Source organism: Micromonospora sp. WMMD961 (genome assembly GCF_029626145.1).
In the GTDB taxonomy this organism is placed as follows: Bacteria; Actinomycetota; Actinomycetes; order Mycobacteriales; family Micromonosporaceae; genus Micromonospora.
Genome location: NZ_JARUBJ010000002.1, coordinates 6,050,819 through 6,065,728, shown reverse-complemented (window position 1 = coordinate 6,065,728; position 14,910 = coordinate 6,050,819). Strand labels below are relative to the sequence as shown.

The window sequence follows — 14,910 nt, the reverse complement described above, 5'->3', positions numbered from 1 at the left end:
ACGGCGCTGGGCCGGACCGGCTCGCCCAACCTAACCCGGGACGGCTGTCGCTCGCAGTTGAAGCAGGGGCGAATGTTGGCGAAGTGGCGGGTCGTACCTCTGCGCTGGGTGGCGTCATCGTGACTGATGACGCCTGGCACGGAGGGCGAACCGTCCCTTCGGTGAGGAATTGACGGATACACGACTTTCGTCGTTCCGGGCGCATGCCGCCGGATATCTGGCCGCCATAACCGATAAAACCTGAAATGGATGCTGTTTCTCGGCGATGTCACCGGTTGGGGGTGCGGTCGAGAGTCGACAAATACACAGGTCAGCTGGCGTCGCCGCAACACAATGAACGGAGCCGGGAATCCCGTCGACAGGTAGCGATGCCTCCCCGGGTCACCTCGGCCAACCGTCCCCCGCGGGAGGAACCGTGGAACGTGAAGGCGCAGGAACGCGGCCGCCGCGAACGGTGCCGGGCACCCGGTCGACCCTGTTGTACGCGCGGCCCGGCATCATCGTGACCGTCGACCGGTTCACCGCCGGTCGAACCAGTTACCAGGTGGCCGACCTGACCCACCTGCGTACCACCCGAGGTCCGCACGACCGGATCGCCGTCCGGGCCGTCGTCGTCACCGCCAGCATGCTCGGCGGTGTCGGGCTGCTGCTCGGCTTCACCGGTGGTCTGCACCGCCTGACCGCTGGGGCGTACTTCATCCTCGGCGCGGTGTTCCTGCTTCCGGCCGCGCTGGCGATGATCGGCGACCGCTGGCGCCCACCGCCCTACGAACTGTGGGGGTGGTACCGGGGAGCCGAGGTGCTGCTGTTCAGCGCCGACGACGAGCGGCAGTTCGGCCAGGTCACGCGGGCGCTGCTGAGGGCGCGGGAGGTCAACCGGTACGGCGGCTGGGTCGACCCGCTCGCCTCGGCCGAACCGTGGCGGCCGAGCCGTTGACCCGACGGCGGTGGGCCGGCGCCGAATTGGCGTCAGCCCACCGACCGCTCAGCGGGCGACCGGCTCCGGCGCCCGCTGCTGCTGCGGCGCCGCCACCCAGGCGCTGACCCGGCGCTCGGCGTAGAACGAGACGAACGGCACGGTGCCCGCCAACATCACCAGCAGCATCCGCTTCAGCGGCCAGTCGGCTCGACGGCTCAGGTCGAACGCGGCGACCAGGTAGATCATGTAGAGGAAGCCGTGGGCCGGCCCTACCGTCTCCACCACGACCGGGTTGTCGAACACGTACTTCAGGGGCATGCCGATCACGACCAGCAGGATCAGCACCACGCCCACGATCCAGGCGATCACGCGGTACCGGGTAAGGGCAGCGCCCACCTTCGTCCGTCCTTCCGAGCCCGGCTCAGCCGGGATAGTCACCGGGCTTGGCGCCCGGATTGGCGTTCAACCATGACAGGTAGCGGTTGTAGGCGGCCAGGTCGCTGTCCTCGACGGCGCCTCCGCCGGCGGGCACCCGGGTCACCCGCACCGGTCGGCGTACCGCCGGTCGGGAACCGGTCGCCTCGGGCGCGGGGTCGGTGTCCGCGTCCGTGTTCACCGACGGCGCGTCGGCCTCCGCGGTCCGACGGCGGGCCAGCTTCACCTCGCGCCACCAGACGTAGACCACGAAGCCGGCGAAGATCGGCCACTCGACCGCGTACCCCCAGCTCAGGCTGTTGCCGGCGGCGGCCCGGCTGACCTGCCACCAGCCCAGCCCGAGGAAGCCCACGGTCAGCACGACCATGGCCACGTGGCGCGCGATCCACGCCGGGGTCCAGAGCCGCCTCATGGCATCGAGGGTACCGGGGGCGGCGTCGGTCTCCGACACCGTGTCGTAGCTGACTCGGGTTTGGCGTTCCCGCGCCTGGGCAATCGTCTAGACGCCAGCCCAAACGAGATCAAGGGGGGCGATCATGACCGGATCGGTACGTGAGGACGGCTTCGCGTCCAGCGGCAACGCCGAGATGAGCCCGGAGCAGCGGGTGCCCGAGTGGGGCGGCGACGACCTCGCCGACCCGGCCGGCACATCGGGCCTCGATGGTGATCTGCCCGGCATCGACCCGACGGAGTTGACCGACGAGGACCTGATCCGCGAGATGCACAGCCTGCACCGCACCCGCCTGGACACCCTGCGGCACGCGGCAGACTCGGCGCTCGCCAACCACCTGCGACGGACGGCGGAACTCGAGACCGAATACCTGGCCCGCCACCCGGGCCGGGAGGTCGACCCCAGCCGCCTGCGGGACGCCTGATGCCGGCGCGCGCCGTCCGCGGCATGTCCGCGCCACCCGAGGTGGTCTTCAACACGGCCACCGACCCGGACCGCGCCTCGGCCTGGCTGCCGGAGCCGCTGCGCGGCGACGGCAGTCCCGCCGCCGAGATCAGCGGGGAGGAGTTGCGGGCCCGCTGGGGCGACGGCGGGGGCGACGACTGGTCCGCCGAGATCCGGGTGGAGCCGGCCGATTCCGGCGGTGCCCGGATCCAGCTCGACCTGGCCGACGGGTCGGGTGGGCCCGGCCCGGACCAGTTGGCCGACGAGGCACTCGGCAACCTGGCACGCGAGGTCGCCGACAACCTCCAGGCCGGCTGAGCGGGCCACCCGGGACGCCGGTTCCGCACGACCACGACAGGGGAGGAGTACGGGTGAGCGACACTGGCCTGCGACACAAGGCGGCGCGGCTGCGGCGGGCGTACGCGCCGCACGAACACCGGCCGCTCGGCGGCTACCTGGTGGCGATGGGCGCCTACGCCGGGGTGACCGGCGCACTCGCGGGTCTGGTCAAGGTGACCGGCCGGCCGGTGCCGGAGCGCCCCGCCCCGTCCGACGTGGTGCTGCTCTCCATCGCCACCCACAAGCTGAGCCGACTGCTGTCCAAGGATGCGGTGACGAGCCCGCTGCGGGCGCCGTTCACCCGGTATGACCGCCCGATCGGCAGCGGCGAGGTCATGGAGCAGGTCCGCGACTCGGGCAGCCCTACCCGGCACGCCATCGGCGAGCTGCTGAGCTGCCCGTTCTGCCTGGCGGTGTGGGTGGCCACCGGACTGACCGGCGGCCTGGTGCTCGCGCCCCGACTGACCCGGCTGGTGGCCACCGCGCTGACCGCGGTCGCCGCGTCCGACTTCCTGCAGATGGCGTACGCGACGGCGCAGCAGGCCGCCGAGGGCGGGCACGACGACTGAAAGCCAAACGGGGGGCCGGCTTGCGCCGGCCCCCCGTTGTTGTCTGCCCTCACCGTTGCATACCGGACCAGCCGCGCGGCGACTCCGGCTCCCGCTCGTCCTCGTCCGCGCCGGTGATGATGTCGCGGTCCACAGCGGTGCGGTCGTGTTCGTTGGCGAAGTCCGGCTCAGGGGTGGTGTCCCTGCCCTTCGGCGGCTGACCCAGCGCCGGCACCTTCTCGCCGTGGTCCTCGTGGTCGGTCATGTCGGTGTCCCTTTCTGCGGTTGCTCACGCGACGGAGCCGCCCAGCAGGTCGCTGGCCTCGTCCACCGAGTACTCACCCTCGGGTAGCGCGTCGATTCGGGCGAGCAGGTCGGCCGGGAGCCCGGCAGCCACCGCCCTGCGGTAGATCTCGCCCTGGTCGACCCGCTCCTGTGCTCTGAAGACGTCGTTGAGCAGGTCGTCGAGGGCCCGGGTGTCCGGCTCGCCGGCCACTGATGCGTCGTCGGTCACCTCGATCAGCTACCCGGGCCGGAATCGGTCAAACGTCGCGCCAGTGGGCCGCCTGCGCCGCCGGTCGATGACCCCATGCACCGCCTTTGCTCTGCACCCATCCATGCACCAGTTACGGATCGTGTGCGTCGCATCGGTGGATGCAGAGCAAGGCGGTGGCTGATACTGCGGCGCTGGTCGCGCTCGTCGCGACCGTTAGGGGTCCGCTGGGTTGTCGCGGCGGGCCGCCGCCCTCGGTTCGGTCGGGCCTCGCCGGATGCCGACAGCGCCGCCCCCGGCCTTGTGGGACGGGGGCGGCGCTGGTGTCGGTGTGCAGGTCGCCTCTCGGCGAGTGGCGCTACGCGGCTCCAGCCGGACGGTATTCCGCGAAGGCTATTTAGGTGAGGCCCGGGGACACTGGACACACCGACACCCCAGTCAACGAGGCGACCCCCGCTCGTGTTCCGGACGTAGCAGTGTCGGCGGTCACACCGTCGTGGGCACTGTGGCCCGGCGGGCCCGCACTGCCGAGGCCAGATGGTCGAGCACCTCGGCGGTGTCGTCCCAGCCGAGGCAGGCGTCGGTGACCGAACGGCCGTACTCCAACTCCCGGGTCGGGTCGAGTTCCTGTCGGCCGGGCAGCAGGAACGACTCCAGCATCACGCCGGTGATCCCACGCTGCCCGGCGGCCAGTTGGGCGGCCACGTCCGCGGCGACCAGCGGCTGGTTGCGGTGGTCCTTGCCGCTGTTGGCGTGACTGGCGTCGATCACCAGCCGCTCCGGCAGCCCGGCCGCGCGGAGCAGGTCGAGCGCCCCGGCCACCGACTCGGCGTCGTAGTTGGGCCGGCCGCCCCCGCCGCGCAGCACCAGGTGACCGTCCGTGTTCCCGCGGGTGTGCATGATCGCCGGGGTGCCGGAGAAGTCGATGCCGGGGAAGACATGCGGCACACCGGCGGCGCGGATCGCGTCCACGGCCGTGCCGATGCTGCCGTCCGGGCGGTTCTTCATGCCGATCGGCATGGACAGGCCGGAGGCGAGCTGCCGGTGGACCTGGCTCTCCACGGTGCGGGCACCGATCGCGCCCCAGCCCACCGTGTCCGCGATGTACTGCGGCGTGATCGGGTCGAGGAACTCGCACCCCACCGGCAGGCCGAGACGCAGCACGTCGAGCAGCAGCGCCCGGGCCAGCCGCAGGCCGGTGTTGACGTCCCCGCTGCCGTCCAGGCCGGGGTCGTTGATCAGGCCCTTCCAGCCGACCGTGGAACGTGGCTTCTCGAAGTAGACCCGCATGACGATCAGCAGGTCGTCGGCCAGCCGGTCGGCGGTCCCGCGTAGGCGCTGCGCGTAGTCGAGGGCGGCGGCCGGATCGTGCACCGAGCAGGGGCCGACCACCACCAGCAGGCGGTCGTCCTCGCGGTCCAGCACCCGACTTACCGCACGGCGGCCGTCCAGCACGGCCGAGGCGAGCGGTGCGTCCAGGGGTAACTCGTGGTGCAGCAGAGCGGGCGTGGTCAGCGGCACGACGCGGTCGATCCGCTGATCGCTGACCCGATCGGTCTCCGGGGTCGTCACGGTGGGAATCCTTCCGCCGACCGCGCCCGGGGCCGGTGCCCGGGACGAGCCGGCTGCTCGTACGCAAAAGGGCAGGAACGAAGCTCCTGCCCAGCCGGCTCGGTCCGTGGTGACGTCAGATCATGGTGAAGTCACCGGCGTGCGAGCCGGCTGCCTAAACCATCGATACGAACGCGTCACGTCGCACAGCGTACCCGACCCGATGCGGAGCCACCGCGTCGTCCCAAGATGCGGAGTGAACATCGCGTGTCAGCGTCGACGGCGGGGTAACAGGGGTGCCATGACTGACGAACAGAGCGATCAGGACCGGGTGGAGTCCCGCGCCCACCACCTCCTGCCCGAGGAGGAGGCCGTGGGCAGCGACGACCCGGAGGCGCAGGCGCAGGCCATCCTCGCCGAGTCGGACATCCGCGAGGAGGACCAGAACGCGGCACCGGACACGGTGCTGGAACGTCGTACCTCGGATCAGACGGTGGTCGCGGTCGAGCCTCCGGACTGAGCGCTCGCCCCGCGAGCCCGGCGTGACCCCCGGTAGGTCTGCTCCCGCAGCCAGGCCAACGGGCCGGCCACCCGAAGGTCGGGGGGCAGGTTGCGCACCGGCTCGAACGCGAGCGCGGCGTCCTCCTCGGCGTCGAGTTGGGCGCCGATGCTGATCTGCCCCACCGGCCGCCACGGCCCCACGGCGGACGCGACCGCGAGCACCATTCGCGGCGTGTCCGTCCGGGTCGCGGCGGCCACCGCGCTCAGGCTGCGTCCGAGACCGACCGAGTCGGGGTCGGCCAGCGCGGCCAGCCAGATCCGGCGGGGACCGACCCGGTAACACATGATCGAGGTGTACGTCCCGGTGAAGCCGCGCCGGGGCAGCGGCAGGTTGCGCAGCAGCGGGGCGGCACCGCTGGAACTGACCAGCAGGTCGAAGGGATGGCCGCCGTCGCGGTGCAGACGCAGCGCCAGGCCCAGCACGTCCGGCCAGCTGCCGGGCGTGGGGGTGCCCTTGGAGATCCGGACGGTGGCCCGGTACCGGCCGGGGTCGTCCAGCAGACCGGCCCCGGTGGGCGGTCCGGGCGTACCCCAGATCATCAGCTCGGCGGTGAAGGAGCGACCGGCCGGATGCAGCAACCGGCCGCGGCGCCGGCTGAGTGCGGCGCTGGCGCGTTCGACGGCGGTGGCGAGCCGGGACGGGGGCGGGTTGACGGTCACCGCCCCCCGATACCCCGATCGGCCCTCCTGATGCGGTGGGTCGGCTCGCCGACGGAGCGCACGTCACCTTTCGGCCCGGTAGATCGGATAGCGTCGGGGCATGCCCGACAGCGGTTACCCCTGGCCCATCGAGACGTCCCGACTGGACAACGGCCTGCGCGTGGTGGTGAGTGAGGACCGCACCGCGCCGGCCGTGGCCGTCAACCTGTGGTACGACGTAGGCTCCCGACACGAGCCGGCCGGGCAGACCGGCTTCGCCCACCTCTTCGAGCACCTGATGTTCGAGGGCTCGGTCAACGTGGCGAAGACCGAGCACATGAAGTTGATCCAGGGTTCCGGAGGCTCGCTCAACGCCACCACCAACCCGGACCGGACCAACTACTTCGAGACGGTCCCGGCCGAGCACCTGGAGCTGGCGCTCTGGTTGGAGGCCGACCGGATGGGTGGCCTGGTTCCGGCCCTCACCCAGGAGACGCTCGACAACCAACGCGACGTCGTCAAGAACGAGCGCCGGCAGCGCTACGAGAACGTTCCGTACGGGGACGCCTGGCTGCGGTTGCTGCCGCTGCTCTACCCGCCGGGGCACCCCTACCACCACGCGACGATCGGCTCGATGGCCGACCTGAACGCCGCTGACCTCGCCACCTTCCAGGCGTTCCACCAGACCTACTACGCGCCCAACAACGCGGTGCTCACCGTGGTCGGCGACGCCACCGCCTCCGACGTGTTCGCGCTGGCCGACAAGTACTTCGGCGCGCTGCCCCCGCGCGACGACATCCCGCCGGCCCCGGACGGCCGCACCGTCCCGACCACCGGGCAGGCGGCCGTCGAGTCGGTGAGCGCCGACGTGCCGGCGCCCCGGGTCTACATCGCCCACCGCAGCTACCCGTTCGGCAGCCCGGAATACAACGTGATCACCGTGCTCGCCACCGTCCTCGGCAGCGGCCGGGGCAGCCGGCTCTACCAGCGGCTCGCCGACGGCGAGCGGATCGCCCAGCCGGACCTGATCGGGGCGTACGGGGTGGACCTCGCGCACGCCCCGGCACCGCTGATCGCCACCGCCACCGCCCGCCCCGGAGTGAGCGCCGAGCGGCTGGCCGAAGGGCTGGCCCAGGTCGTCGACGAGCTGGCCACCGTGCCGGTCACCGCTGCCGAACTCGACCGGGCCAAGGCGCTGCTGAGCACCGGCTGGTGGCGTCAGCTGTCCACCGTGGACGGTCGTGCGGACCTACTCGGCCGGTACGCCACCCAGTTCGGTGACCCGGCCCGCATCGCCGACCAGTTGCCGGGCCTGCTCGCGGTGACCGCCGAGCAGATCGCCGAGGCCGCCGCCGACGTGCTCGCCACCGACCGGGTGACCCTGACCTACCTGCCCGAGGAGACCTCATGACGCTGATCGCCGACCGTCCCGGCCCGGGCGCCGCACGCCCGTACCGGTTCCCGCCGGTGGTCCGCCGCGCCGTGGCCGGTGGTCAGGTCGTCGCCGCGCACCTGCCCGGGCAGAACCTCGCCGTGGCCCTGCTGCTGCTCGACGTGGGCGCAGGCCAGGAGCCGGTCGGCAAGGAGGGCCTGTCCGGCGTGCTGGCGAAGGCCCTCGAAGAGGGGACCGCGCAGCGCGACGCCGCCGCGTACGCGCTCGCCGTCGAAGGGCTCGGCACCGCGTTGACGACCGGGCTGGACTGGGACTCGTTCCAGGCGAGCGTGGTGATCCCGGTGGACCGCCTCAGCGCGGCCGTGGAACTGCTCGCCGAGGCGGTCCGGACGCCCCGACTGGATCCCGCCGACGTGCGCCGGGTCCGCGACGACGAGGCGACCGCGCTGCGGATGGACTGGGCCAACCCGGGTCCGCGCGCCGACGCCGCGTTGCGCGCCGACCTGTTCGGCGCGGAGAACCGCTGGGGGCGTCCCATGCACGGCGATCCGGAGTCGGTCGCCGGGTTGGACGTGGAGGACGTGACGGTCTTCCACTCCGAGTGGTTCCTGCGCCCCGGCACCCTGATCGTCGCCGGGGACCTGGACCGGATCGACCTGGACGCGCTGGCCGCGGCGGCGTTCGCCGGCTCCGGCGGCGGCCCGGCCGAGCGGGGCGGCCCGATCGAGGTGCCGCTGCACACCGAGCGCCGGATCATCCTGGTGGACCGCCCCGGTTCGGTGCAGTCCACGCTGCGGCTGGGCCACCCGTCGCCGCACCGGGCGCACCCCGACCACGTGCCGATGACGCTCGCCGGCACGGTGCTCGGCGGGGCGTTCACCTCCCGACTCAACCACCTGCTCCGCGAGGTGCACGGCTACACGTACGGCATCCGGGGTGACTTCGCGTCGTCCCGGCGGTTCGGGCGGTTCGCCGTCAGCTCCGGCGTCCAGACGGCGGTCACCGCGCCGGCCCTGGTGGAGGCGGTGGGTGAGATCACCCGTACCCAGGCCACCGGGGTCACCGAGGAGGAGTTGGAGGTGGCCCGGTCCTGGCGGGCCGGGCAGCTCTCGGTCGAGCTGCAGAGCCCCCGGGCGATCGCCTCCGCGCTGACCACGCTCGTGGTGCACGACCTGCCGGACGACTACCACGCCCGTCTGCGGGAGTCGCTGCTGGCGGCGGACGTGGACCAGGTCTCCGCAGCGGCCGCCACCCACCTGCACCCGGACGCGTTGACCCTGGTCGTCGAGGGCGACGCCGCCGTGATCCGCGACGAGCTGACCGCCGCGAACCTGGGCGACCTGATCGCCTGACCCCTCCCTCTCTCCCTCTCTCCCTCTCTCCCCTCCGCCCCCGCCCCCGCCCCCGCCTTCCCCCTTCCCCCTTCCCGCGTCGATCATGAAGTTGTTGCCACCTGCCACGGCGTGTCGCGGCAATAACTTCATGATCAACGGGGTGAGTCGGGGGAGGGGACGGTCGGGGGCGGGGTGGGGCGGGGACGGGGTGGCGTGTGATGCGGGACCCGGGGGGTGGGAAAGGGCTCCCGGTTTCGGGGGTGGGCTGGGTAGCCTCCGGGCATGAGGATCGGCATTGTGGGGTCCACCGGCCAGGTCGGTGGCGTGATGCGGCAGGTGCTGGCGGAGCGGGAGTTCCCGGCGGAGCAGGTGCGGTTGTTCGCCTCGGCGCGGTCCGCCGGGCGTACGCTGCCGTGGCGCGACGGTGAGGTGACCGTGGAGGACGCCGCGACAGCGGACTACTCCGGGCTGGACATCGTGCTCTTCTCCGCCGGCAAGGGCACGGCACGGGAGTTGGCTCCCCGGGTCGCCGAGGCCGGCGCCGTGGTGATCGACAACTCGTCGGCGTTCCGGATGGACCCGCAGGTGCCACTCGTGGTCGCCGAGGTCAACCCGCACGCGGCCCTCGACCGCCCGAAGGGCATCATCGCCAACCCGAACTGCACCACGATGGCGGCGATGCCGGTGCTGCGCCCGCTGCACGCCGAGGCGGAGCTGGTCGGCCTGGTCGTCTCCACGTACCAGGCGGTGTCTGGTGCCGGGCTGGCCGGTGTCGCCGAGCTGGACGAGCAGGTCCGCAAGGTCGCCGAGCACGCCGCCGGTCTGGCCTTCGACGGCTCGGCCGTGGAGTTCCCCGCGCCGCGGTCGTTCGCCGAGCCGATCGCCTTCAACGTCCTCCCGCTGGCCGGTTCGATCGTCGACGACGGCTCGTTCGAGACCGACGAGGAGCAGAAGCTCCGCAACGAGAGCCGCAAGATCCTGGAAATCCCTGACCTGAAGGTGTCCGGCACCTGCGTCCGGGTGCCCGTCTTCACCGGCCACTCGCTTCAGATCAACGCCCGGTTCGCCCGGCCGCTCACCCCGCAACGCGCGCACGAGCTGCTGGCCGACGCGCCCGGCGTGGCACTGACCGACGTTCCGACGCCGCTGCAGGCCGCCGGGCAGGACCCGACCTACGTCGGACGGATCCGCGCCGACGAGACCGTGGAGTACGGGCTGGCCCTGTTCTGCTCCAACGACAACCTGCGCAAGGGCGCCGCACTGAACGCGGTGCAACTCGCCGAGCTGGTCGCCGCCGAACGCCGCTGACCGGCACCCGGCGCAGTCGCCACCGCCGAGCCCTCGCCGTACGCCGGCGGGGGCTCGGCCGTTCCGGGCGGTCGCAGGCGACGGTCCCGCTGGTCGTGCTTGGATGGGTCGGAGACGATCGTCCAACCTGGAGGACACCATGCCGGATGACGGCACCCAGCAGGCGTTGACCGATCTGGTAGCCGGCCGCTCGATGGGCGTGCTCGCCACCATCAAGCGGGACGGCCGCCCGCAGTTGTCGACAGTGGTCTACTCCTTCGACCGGGACGCGGGCCTGATCCGGGTGTCGGTCACCGATGGGCGCGCCAAGACCGCCAATCTGCGCCGCGACCCGCGTGCCAGCTTCCACGTCGGCAGCGAGGACGGCTGGGCGTACGCGGTGGTCGAGGGTCGCGTCGAACTCACCCCGCCGGCCGCCGAGCACGGCGACGCGACCGTCGAGGAGTTGGTGGGTCTCTACCGTGCGCTGCGCGGCGAGCACCCGGACTGGGAGGAGTACCGCCAGGCGATGGTCGACGAGGGGCGCCTCGTGCTGCGCCTGCACGTGGAGCGGCTCTACGGGATGCCGCCTCGGGGCTGACCCGCCCGTCGCTCGCCCGTCAGTTCGGAGCGATCACGGTCACCCCGGGCCAGCGCTGCGCCGGCCGGTGCCGGGCCAACCGCTGCCGGGACCGGGCCACGTCCACCCGGGCGGGGTTGTGTCGCCAGATGCCGCCGAGAAGATCCGTCAGGCCGTACGGGGCGCACACCTCCAGGCGCTCGGCCGGATCCAACCGGACGGCCACCGCGGTCGCGTACTCCGGCCAGGTGGCGACCGCCTCGGCCACGCTGCGGTACGGCTCGATCGGGTCGCCGCCGAACTTCGCCGCGTACCAGGTGTGCACCGCCGCCTGGTTGCGTGCCTGCCACGGCGGCTGCGGCCACATCCCCGCCAGTCGGGCGGTGGCCCGGTCGTCGTCGGCTCGGGTCAGCCTCGTCGGGTCGAAGAAGACCACGTCCAGATCCCGGACCCGCGCCGGGTCGAACCCGTCGCCGTACCGCTCGCCCCAGACCAGGTCGCGCAGGGCCCCCGCGCCGATCCAGGCGTCCGGCAGCCCGGATTCCCGCACCACGGTCAGCGCCCGGGTCAGCCAACCGCTGGCGACGACCAGCTCCCGCAGCTCTTCCTCGACCGCCATCATCCGCCCACGGTAGGCAACGGTGGCGCAATGCGTTGCCCCGCCGCCGGGTGCCCGGAGGGTCACCGGGTGTACCCGCCTCCCGCGCTGGCGGCGCCGCCCAGGGCACGGGGGAGGAGTGGCGGGATGGGCGCCGACAGGCGTCGGGTCGTGCGCGTTAGCCGGTGGCGAGCGGCGGGTAGACGGGCCGTGCCGACACCGAGAGGGGAGCACCATGACAACGGTCGGAGAGTTCATGACGACCCGGTTGGTGACGATGGACGGCAACGACACACTCATCGCGGCCGCGCAGGAGATGCGTGACAGCGCGATCGGTGATGTGGTGGTGACCGACGGAGACAGTGTGGTCGGCATCGTGACGGACCGGGACATCACGGTCCGGGGTGTCGCGGAGAACATGGACGCGGGCTCGACGCGGCTGAACCAGATCACCACCCGTGACGTGATCACGGTGAGCCAGTACGACGACGCGGTCGCCGCCGCTGACCTGATGCGTACGTACGCCGTACGCCGGCTTCCGGTGATCGACGACGGGCGTCTGGTCGGCCTGGTCTCGATGGGTGACCTCGCGGTCGAACGTGAACCGCAGTCGGTGCTCGCGGACATCAGCGCCGACGACCCGAACAACTGACCGTCCGCCGCGGGAGCGTCGGCCCTTCCCCTCACCCCGGGGGAGGGCCGGCGCTTCGCGTTCCCAGGACTCATGGGGGAGTGGGGTCACCCGATCTGGGCGAGGTTGGGCTGAGGCCGTGTGGGGACCCGTGCGAGGACGTGCAACGCCGGCCGTCCGCGCCACGCGAGCGCGGTGGGTGGGATCCCGGGCCCGGCAACTGGGAGGAGTGGACCCGATGGTGGACGCGACCACGAGGTTCTTCGAGGACTTGGACCGGCGGGGGTACGAACCCCTGCTGGCGAAGACCTCCGGGACACTGCGCATCGACCTGAACGAGGGGGCGCAGACCCGGCACTGGCTGCTGAGGATCGACCACGGCCGGCTGAACGTGAGCCAGGAGGATCAGGAGGCCGACACCGTCATCGGGGCGAACCCGGTCCTCTTCGACGACATCGCCGCCGGGCGTGAGCACGGCCTGGCCGCGCTGCTGCGGGGGGACATGACGGTGTCGGGTGACGCTCGTCTGGTCGTGCAGGTCGAGCGGATCTTCCCGGGTTCCCCGGACTCCCGGGGGCCCCGTCGCCGCTTCGCCGGGGAGGTGCACTGATGGGGCAGAGCAACACGATCCGGATCCTGGACGGCAACACATTCGTCGTCTGCGAGGACACCGGCGACATCGAGGCGACGCCGAGCGAGCCCACCGGGCTCTTCTCCATCGACACCCGTTTCCTGTCGACGTGGGTGCTGACCGTCAACGGCGAGCGGCTCAACTCGCTCTCCTTCGACGACCTGCAGTACTTCGAGTCGAGGTTCTTCCTGGTGCCGGGCATGGCCACGCACTATGTGGACGCGAAGCTGTCGATCGTCCGGGAACGGGCGGTGGGCGGCAGCTTCCGGGAGCAAATCACCATCCTCAACCACGACGAGAAGCCGGTCGACCTGGAAGTCCGGATGGACGCGGCCTCGGACTTCGCCGACCTGTTCCAGGTCAAGGACGAGATCCTGAACAAGAAGGGCGAGATCTACACCGAGGTCGAGACGGACCGACTGCGGTTGGGGTACCGGCGGGGCAACTTCCGACGCGAGACGGTCATCTCCTCGTCGATGTCGGCCCGGTACGACAACACGGGTTTCACGTACACCGTCCACCTGGAGCCCAACGAGCAGTGGGAAGCCTCGATCGACGTCCAGACCAACGCCGTCGGGCCCGGCGGCCGCGACCTGCGTCTCGGGCTGCGTACGCACGGCACCGAGCGGCTCGCCCTCCAGCACGACCTGGAACAGTGGATCGCCGACGCCCCGAAGGTCAACAGTGAGCACGGCCGGGTGGCCAGCACCTACCGGCGCAGCCTGATCGACCTGGCGGCGTTGCGCTTCTCACCGCTGTCGCTGGGCGGTGCCACTCTGCCGGCCGCCGGTCTGCCCTGGTTCATGACCATGTTCGGCCGGGACAGCATCCTGACCTGCCTACAGACGCTACCGTTCACCCCGCAGTTGTCGAAGACGACGCTGCGCATCCTTGCGTCGCTGCAGGGCAGCCGGTTCGACGACTTCCGGGACGAGGACCCGGGGCGCATCCTGCACGAGATGCGCTACGGCGAGACCGCGGCCTTCGAGGAGCAGCCGCACTCGCCGTACTACGGCTCGGTGGACGCGACGCCGCTGTTCGTCATCCTGCTCGACGAGTACGAGCGGTGGAGCGGGGACGTCGCGCTGGTCAAGGAGTTGGAGCAGGAGTCCCGGGCGGCGCTGAGGTGGATCGACAACTACGCCGACCTGGTCGGCAACGGCTACATCTGGTACGAGCGCCGCAACACCGACACCGGTCTGGAGAACCAGTGCTGGAAGGACTCCTGGGACTCGATCTCCTACTCCGACGGCACCCTGCCGCCGTTCCCGCGCGCCACCTGTGAGGTGCAGGGGTACGCGTACGACGCGAAGGTCCGCGCGGCCCGGCTGGCCCGCGAGTTCTGGGGTGACCCGGAGTTCGCCGACCAGTTGGAGCGGGAGGCGGCAGAGTTGAAGGCGCGGTTCAACCGGGACTGGTGGGTGGCCGATGGCGAGTACTTCGCCCTGGCCCTGGACCCGGACGGCCGCCAGTGCGACATCCTCAGCTCCAACATCGGCCACCTGTTGTGGAGCGGGATCGTCGAGCCCGACCGGGCGGAGAAGCTCGCCGAGCACCTGGTCGGCCCACGACTGTTCTCCGGCTGGGGGGTGCGCACCCTCGCCGAGGGGGAGACCCGGTACAACCCGATCGGCTACCACAACGGCACGATCTGGCCGTTCGACAACTCCTTCATCGCCTGGGGTCTGCGCCGGTACGGCTTCGCCGAGGAGGCCGCCACCATCGCCAACGGCATCCTGGACGCGGCGACGTACTTCGACGGGCGGTTGCCGGAGGCGTTCGGTGGCTACCCGAGGGAGCTGACGAAGTTCCCGGTGGAGTATCCGACGGCGTGTAGCCCGCAGGCCTGGTCCACGGGCACGCCGCTGCTGCTGTTGCGCACCATGCTCGGTCTGGAGCCGCACGAGGGGCACCTGGCGGTCGAGCCGCGGCTGCCGGTGGGGATGGGTCGGATCGAGGTGTTGGACATTCCGGGCCGCTGGGGTCGGGTGGACGCGTTCGCCCGGGGCCGAATCGACCTGAACAACCTCGCCGACTGAGAAATCGACGGACGAGCCGGTGGCGGCACGCGGATCG

The 14,910-nt window shown here is 71.6% G+C and carries 19 protein-coding genes; 12 read left to right on the top strand and 7 right to left on the bottom strand.

Features of this window, described 5'->3' with window-relative positions; translation table 11 throughout:
- Positions 1-415: 415 nt before the first annotated feature.
- Positions 416-937, top strand: coding sequence for a DUF6232 family protein (locus O7614_RS27655; RefSeq protein WP_278141335.1), 522 nt, complete (start codon positions 416-418; stop codon positions 935-937).
- A 48-nt stretch (positions 938-985) separates the two neighbouring features.
- On the opposite strand, the gene O7614_RS27650 is transcribed toward O7614_RS27655, so the two are convergent.
- Together O7614_RS27650 and O7614_RS27645 are read right to left on the bottom strand one after the other, a co-directional pair.
- Positions 986-1,315 carry a DUF3817 domain-containing protein gene (locus tag O7614_RS27650; RefSeq protein WP_278141334.1) on the bottom strand — a complete coding sequence of 110 codons (330 nt, stop codon included), beginning with the start codon at positions 1,313-1,315 and terminating at the stop codon, positions 986-988.
- Between the two features lie 25 nt (positions 1,316-1,340).
- Positions 1,341-1,766 (bottom strand): hypothetical protein, encoded by a 426-nt coding sequence (locus O7614_RS27645; RefSeq protein ID WP_278141333.1) that lies wholly within the window; start codon positions 1,764-1,766, stop codon positions 1,341-1,343.
- A 124-nt stretch (positions 1,767-1,890) separates the two neighbouring features.
- Between O7614_RS27645 and O7614_RS27640 the strand changes: the two genes are divergently transcribed.
- From O7614_RS27640 to O7614_RS27630, 3 genes are read left to right on the top strand one after another with little or no spacing between them, the layout of a single operon-like run.
- Positions 1,891-2,229, top strand: a complete 339-nt coding sequence (locus tag O7614_RS27640; RefSeq protein WP_278141332.1) for a DUF6158 family protein — start codon at positions 1,891-1,893, stop codon at positions 2,227-2,229.
- Entirely contained in the window at positions 2,229-2,567 is a 339-nt protein-coding gene (locus O7614_RS27635; RefSeq protein ID WP_278141331.1) for an SRPBCC family protein, read from the top strand. The genes O7614_RS27640 and O7614_RS27635 overlap by 1 nt, the downstream gene beginning before the upstream one ends.
- Before the next feature lie 53 nt (positions 2,568-2,620).
- Positions 2,621-3,157 carry a DUF1360 domain-containing protein gene (locus tag O7614_RS27630; RefSeq protein ID WP_278141330.1) on the top strand — a complete coding sequence of 179 codons (537 nt, stop codon included), beginning with the start codon at positions 2,621-2,623 and terminating at the stop codon, positions 3,155-3,157.
- 49 nt (positions 3,158-3,206) lie between these two features.
- Here the strand turns inward: O7614_RS27630 and O7614_RS27625 are convergent, their stop codons facing one another.
- From O7614_RS27625 to O7614_RS27615, 3 genes are all read right to left on the bottom strand, one after another.
- Complete coding sequence (locus O7614_RS27625; protein ID WP_278141329.1) at positions 3,207-3,401, bottom strand: hypothetical protein; 195 nt, start codon at positions 3,399-3,401, stop codon at positions 3,207-3,209.
- Between the two features lie 24 nt (positions 3,402-3,425).
- Positions 3,426-3,650, bottom strand: coding sequence for a hypothetical protein (locus O7614_RS27620; RefSeq protein ID WP_278141328.1), 225 nt, complete (start codon positions 3,648-3,650; stop codon positions 3,426-3,428).
- Between the two features lie 465 nt (positions 3,651-4,115).
- Positions 4,116-5,210 carry a 3-deoxy-7-phosphoheptulonate synthase gene (locus tag O7614_RS27615; protein ID WP_278142401.1) on the bottom strand — a complete coding sequence of 365 codons (1,095 nt, stop codon included), beginning with the start codon at positions 5,208-5,210 and terminating at the stop codon, positions 4,116-4,118.
- 271 nt (positions 5,211-5,481) lie between these two features.
- Here O7614_RS27615 and O7614_RS27610 point away from each other — a divergent pair, with 271 nt between their 5' ends.
- On the top strand, positions 5,482-5,700 hold the full coding sequence (locus tag O7614_RS27610) for a hypothetical protein (protein WP_278141327.1): 219 nt from the start codon (positions 5,482-5,484) through the stop codon (positions 5,698-5,700).
- Here O7614_RS27610 and O7614_RS27605 read toward each other — a convergent pair.
- Entirely contained in the window at positions 5,667-6,401 is a 735-nt protein-coding gene (locus O7614_RS27605) for a phosphodiesterase (protein WP_278141326.1), read from the bottom strand. The genes O7614_RS27610 and O7614_RS27605 overlap by 34 nt on opposite strands.
- 100 nt (positions 6,402-6,501) lie before the next feature.
- On the opposite strand from O7614_RS27605, the gene O7614_RS27600 reads away from it, so the two are divergent.
- The 4 genes from O7614_RS27600 (at position 6,502) to O7614_RS27585 (ending at position 10,995) form a co-directional block, all read left to right on the top strand.
- Positions 6,502-7,791, top strand: coding sequence for a pitrilysin family protein (locus O7614_RS27600; protein WP_278141325.1), 1,290 nt, complete (start codon positions 6,502-6,504; stop codon positions 7,789-7,791).
- Entirely contained in the window at positions 7,788-9,125 is a 1,338-nt protein-coding gene (locus tag O7614_RS27595; protein ID WP_278141324.1) for a pitrilysin family protein, read from the top strand. The genes O7614_RS27600 and O7614_RS27595 overlap by 4 nt, the downstream gene beginning before the upstream one ends.
- A 264-nt stretch (positions 9,126-9,389) precedes the next feature.
- Complete coding sequence (locus tag O7614_RS27590) at positions 9,390-10,415, top strand: aspartate-semialdehyde dehydrogenase (RefSeq protein WP_278141323.1); 1,026 nt, start codon at positions 9,390-9,392, stop codon at positions 10,413-10,415.
- A gap of 139 nt (positions 10,416-10,554) precedes the next feature.
- Positions 10,555-10,995, top strand: a complete 441-nt coding sequence (locus O7614_RS27585) for a PPOX class F420-dependent oxidoreductase (RefSeq protein ID WP_278142400.1) — start codon at positions 10,555-10,557, stop codon at positions 10,993-10,995.
- 19 nt (positions 10,996-11,014) lie between these two features.
- On the opposite strand, the gene O7614_RS27580 is transcribed toward O7614_RS27585, so the two are convergent.
- Positions 11,015-11,596, bottom strand: coding sequence for a nucleotidyltransferase family protein (locus O7614_RS27580; RefSeq protein WP_278141322.1), 582 nt, complete (start codon positions 11,594-11,596; stop codon positions 11,015-11,017).
- A gap of 211 nt (positions 11,597-11,807) precedes the next feature.
- Here O7614_RS27580 and O7614_RS27575 point away from each other — a divergent pair, with 211 nt between their 5' ends.
- From O7614_RS27575 to O7614_RS27565, 3 genes are all read left to right on the top strand, one after another.
- Complete coding sequence (locus O7614_RS27575; RefSeq protein WP_145779288.1) at positions 11,808-12,224, top strand: CBS domain-containing protein; 417 nt, start codon at positions 11,808-11,810, stop codon at positions 12,222-12,224.
- Between the two features lie 217 nt (positions 12,225-12,441).
- The gene (locus O7614_RS27570) at positions 12,442-12,813 is read left to right on the top strand and encodes an SCP2 sterol-binding domain-containing protein (RefSeq protein WP_278141321.1); all 372 of its coding nucleotides are present in this window, start codon (positions 12,442-12,444) and stop codon (positions 12,811-12,813) included.
- On the top strand, positions 12,813-14,873 hold the full coding sequence (locus tag O7614_RS27565) for a glycogen debranching N-terminal domain-containing protein (RefSeq protein WP_278141320.1): 2,061 nt from the start codon (positions 12,813-12,815) through the stop codon (positions 14,871-14,873). Before O7614_RS27570 ends, O7614_RS27565 begins: the two co-directional genes overlap by 1 nt.
- The last annotated feature ends 37 nt before the right edge of the window (positions 14,874-14,910 follow it).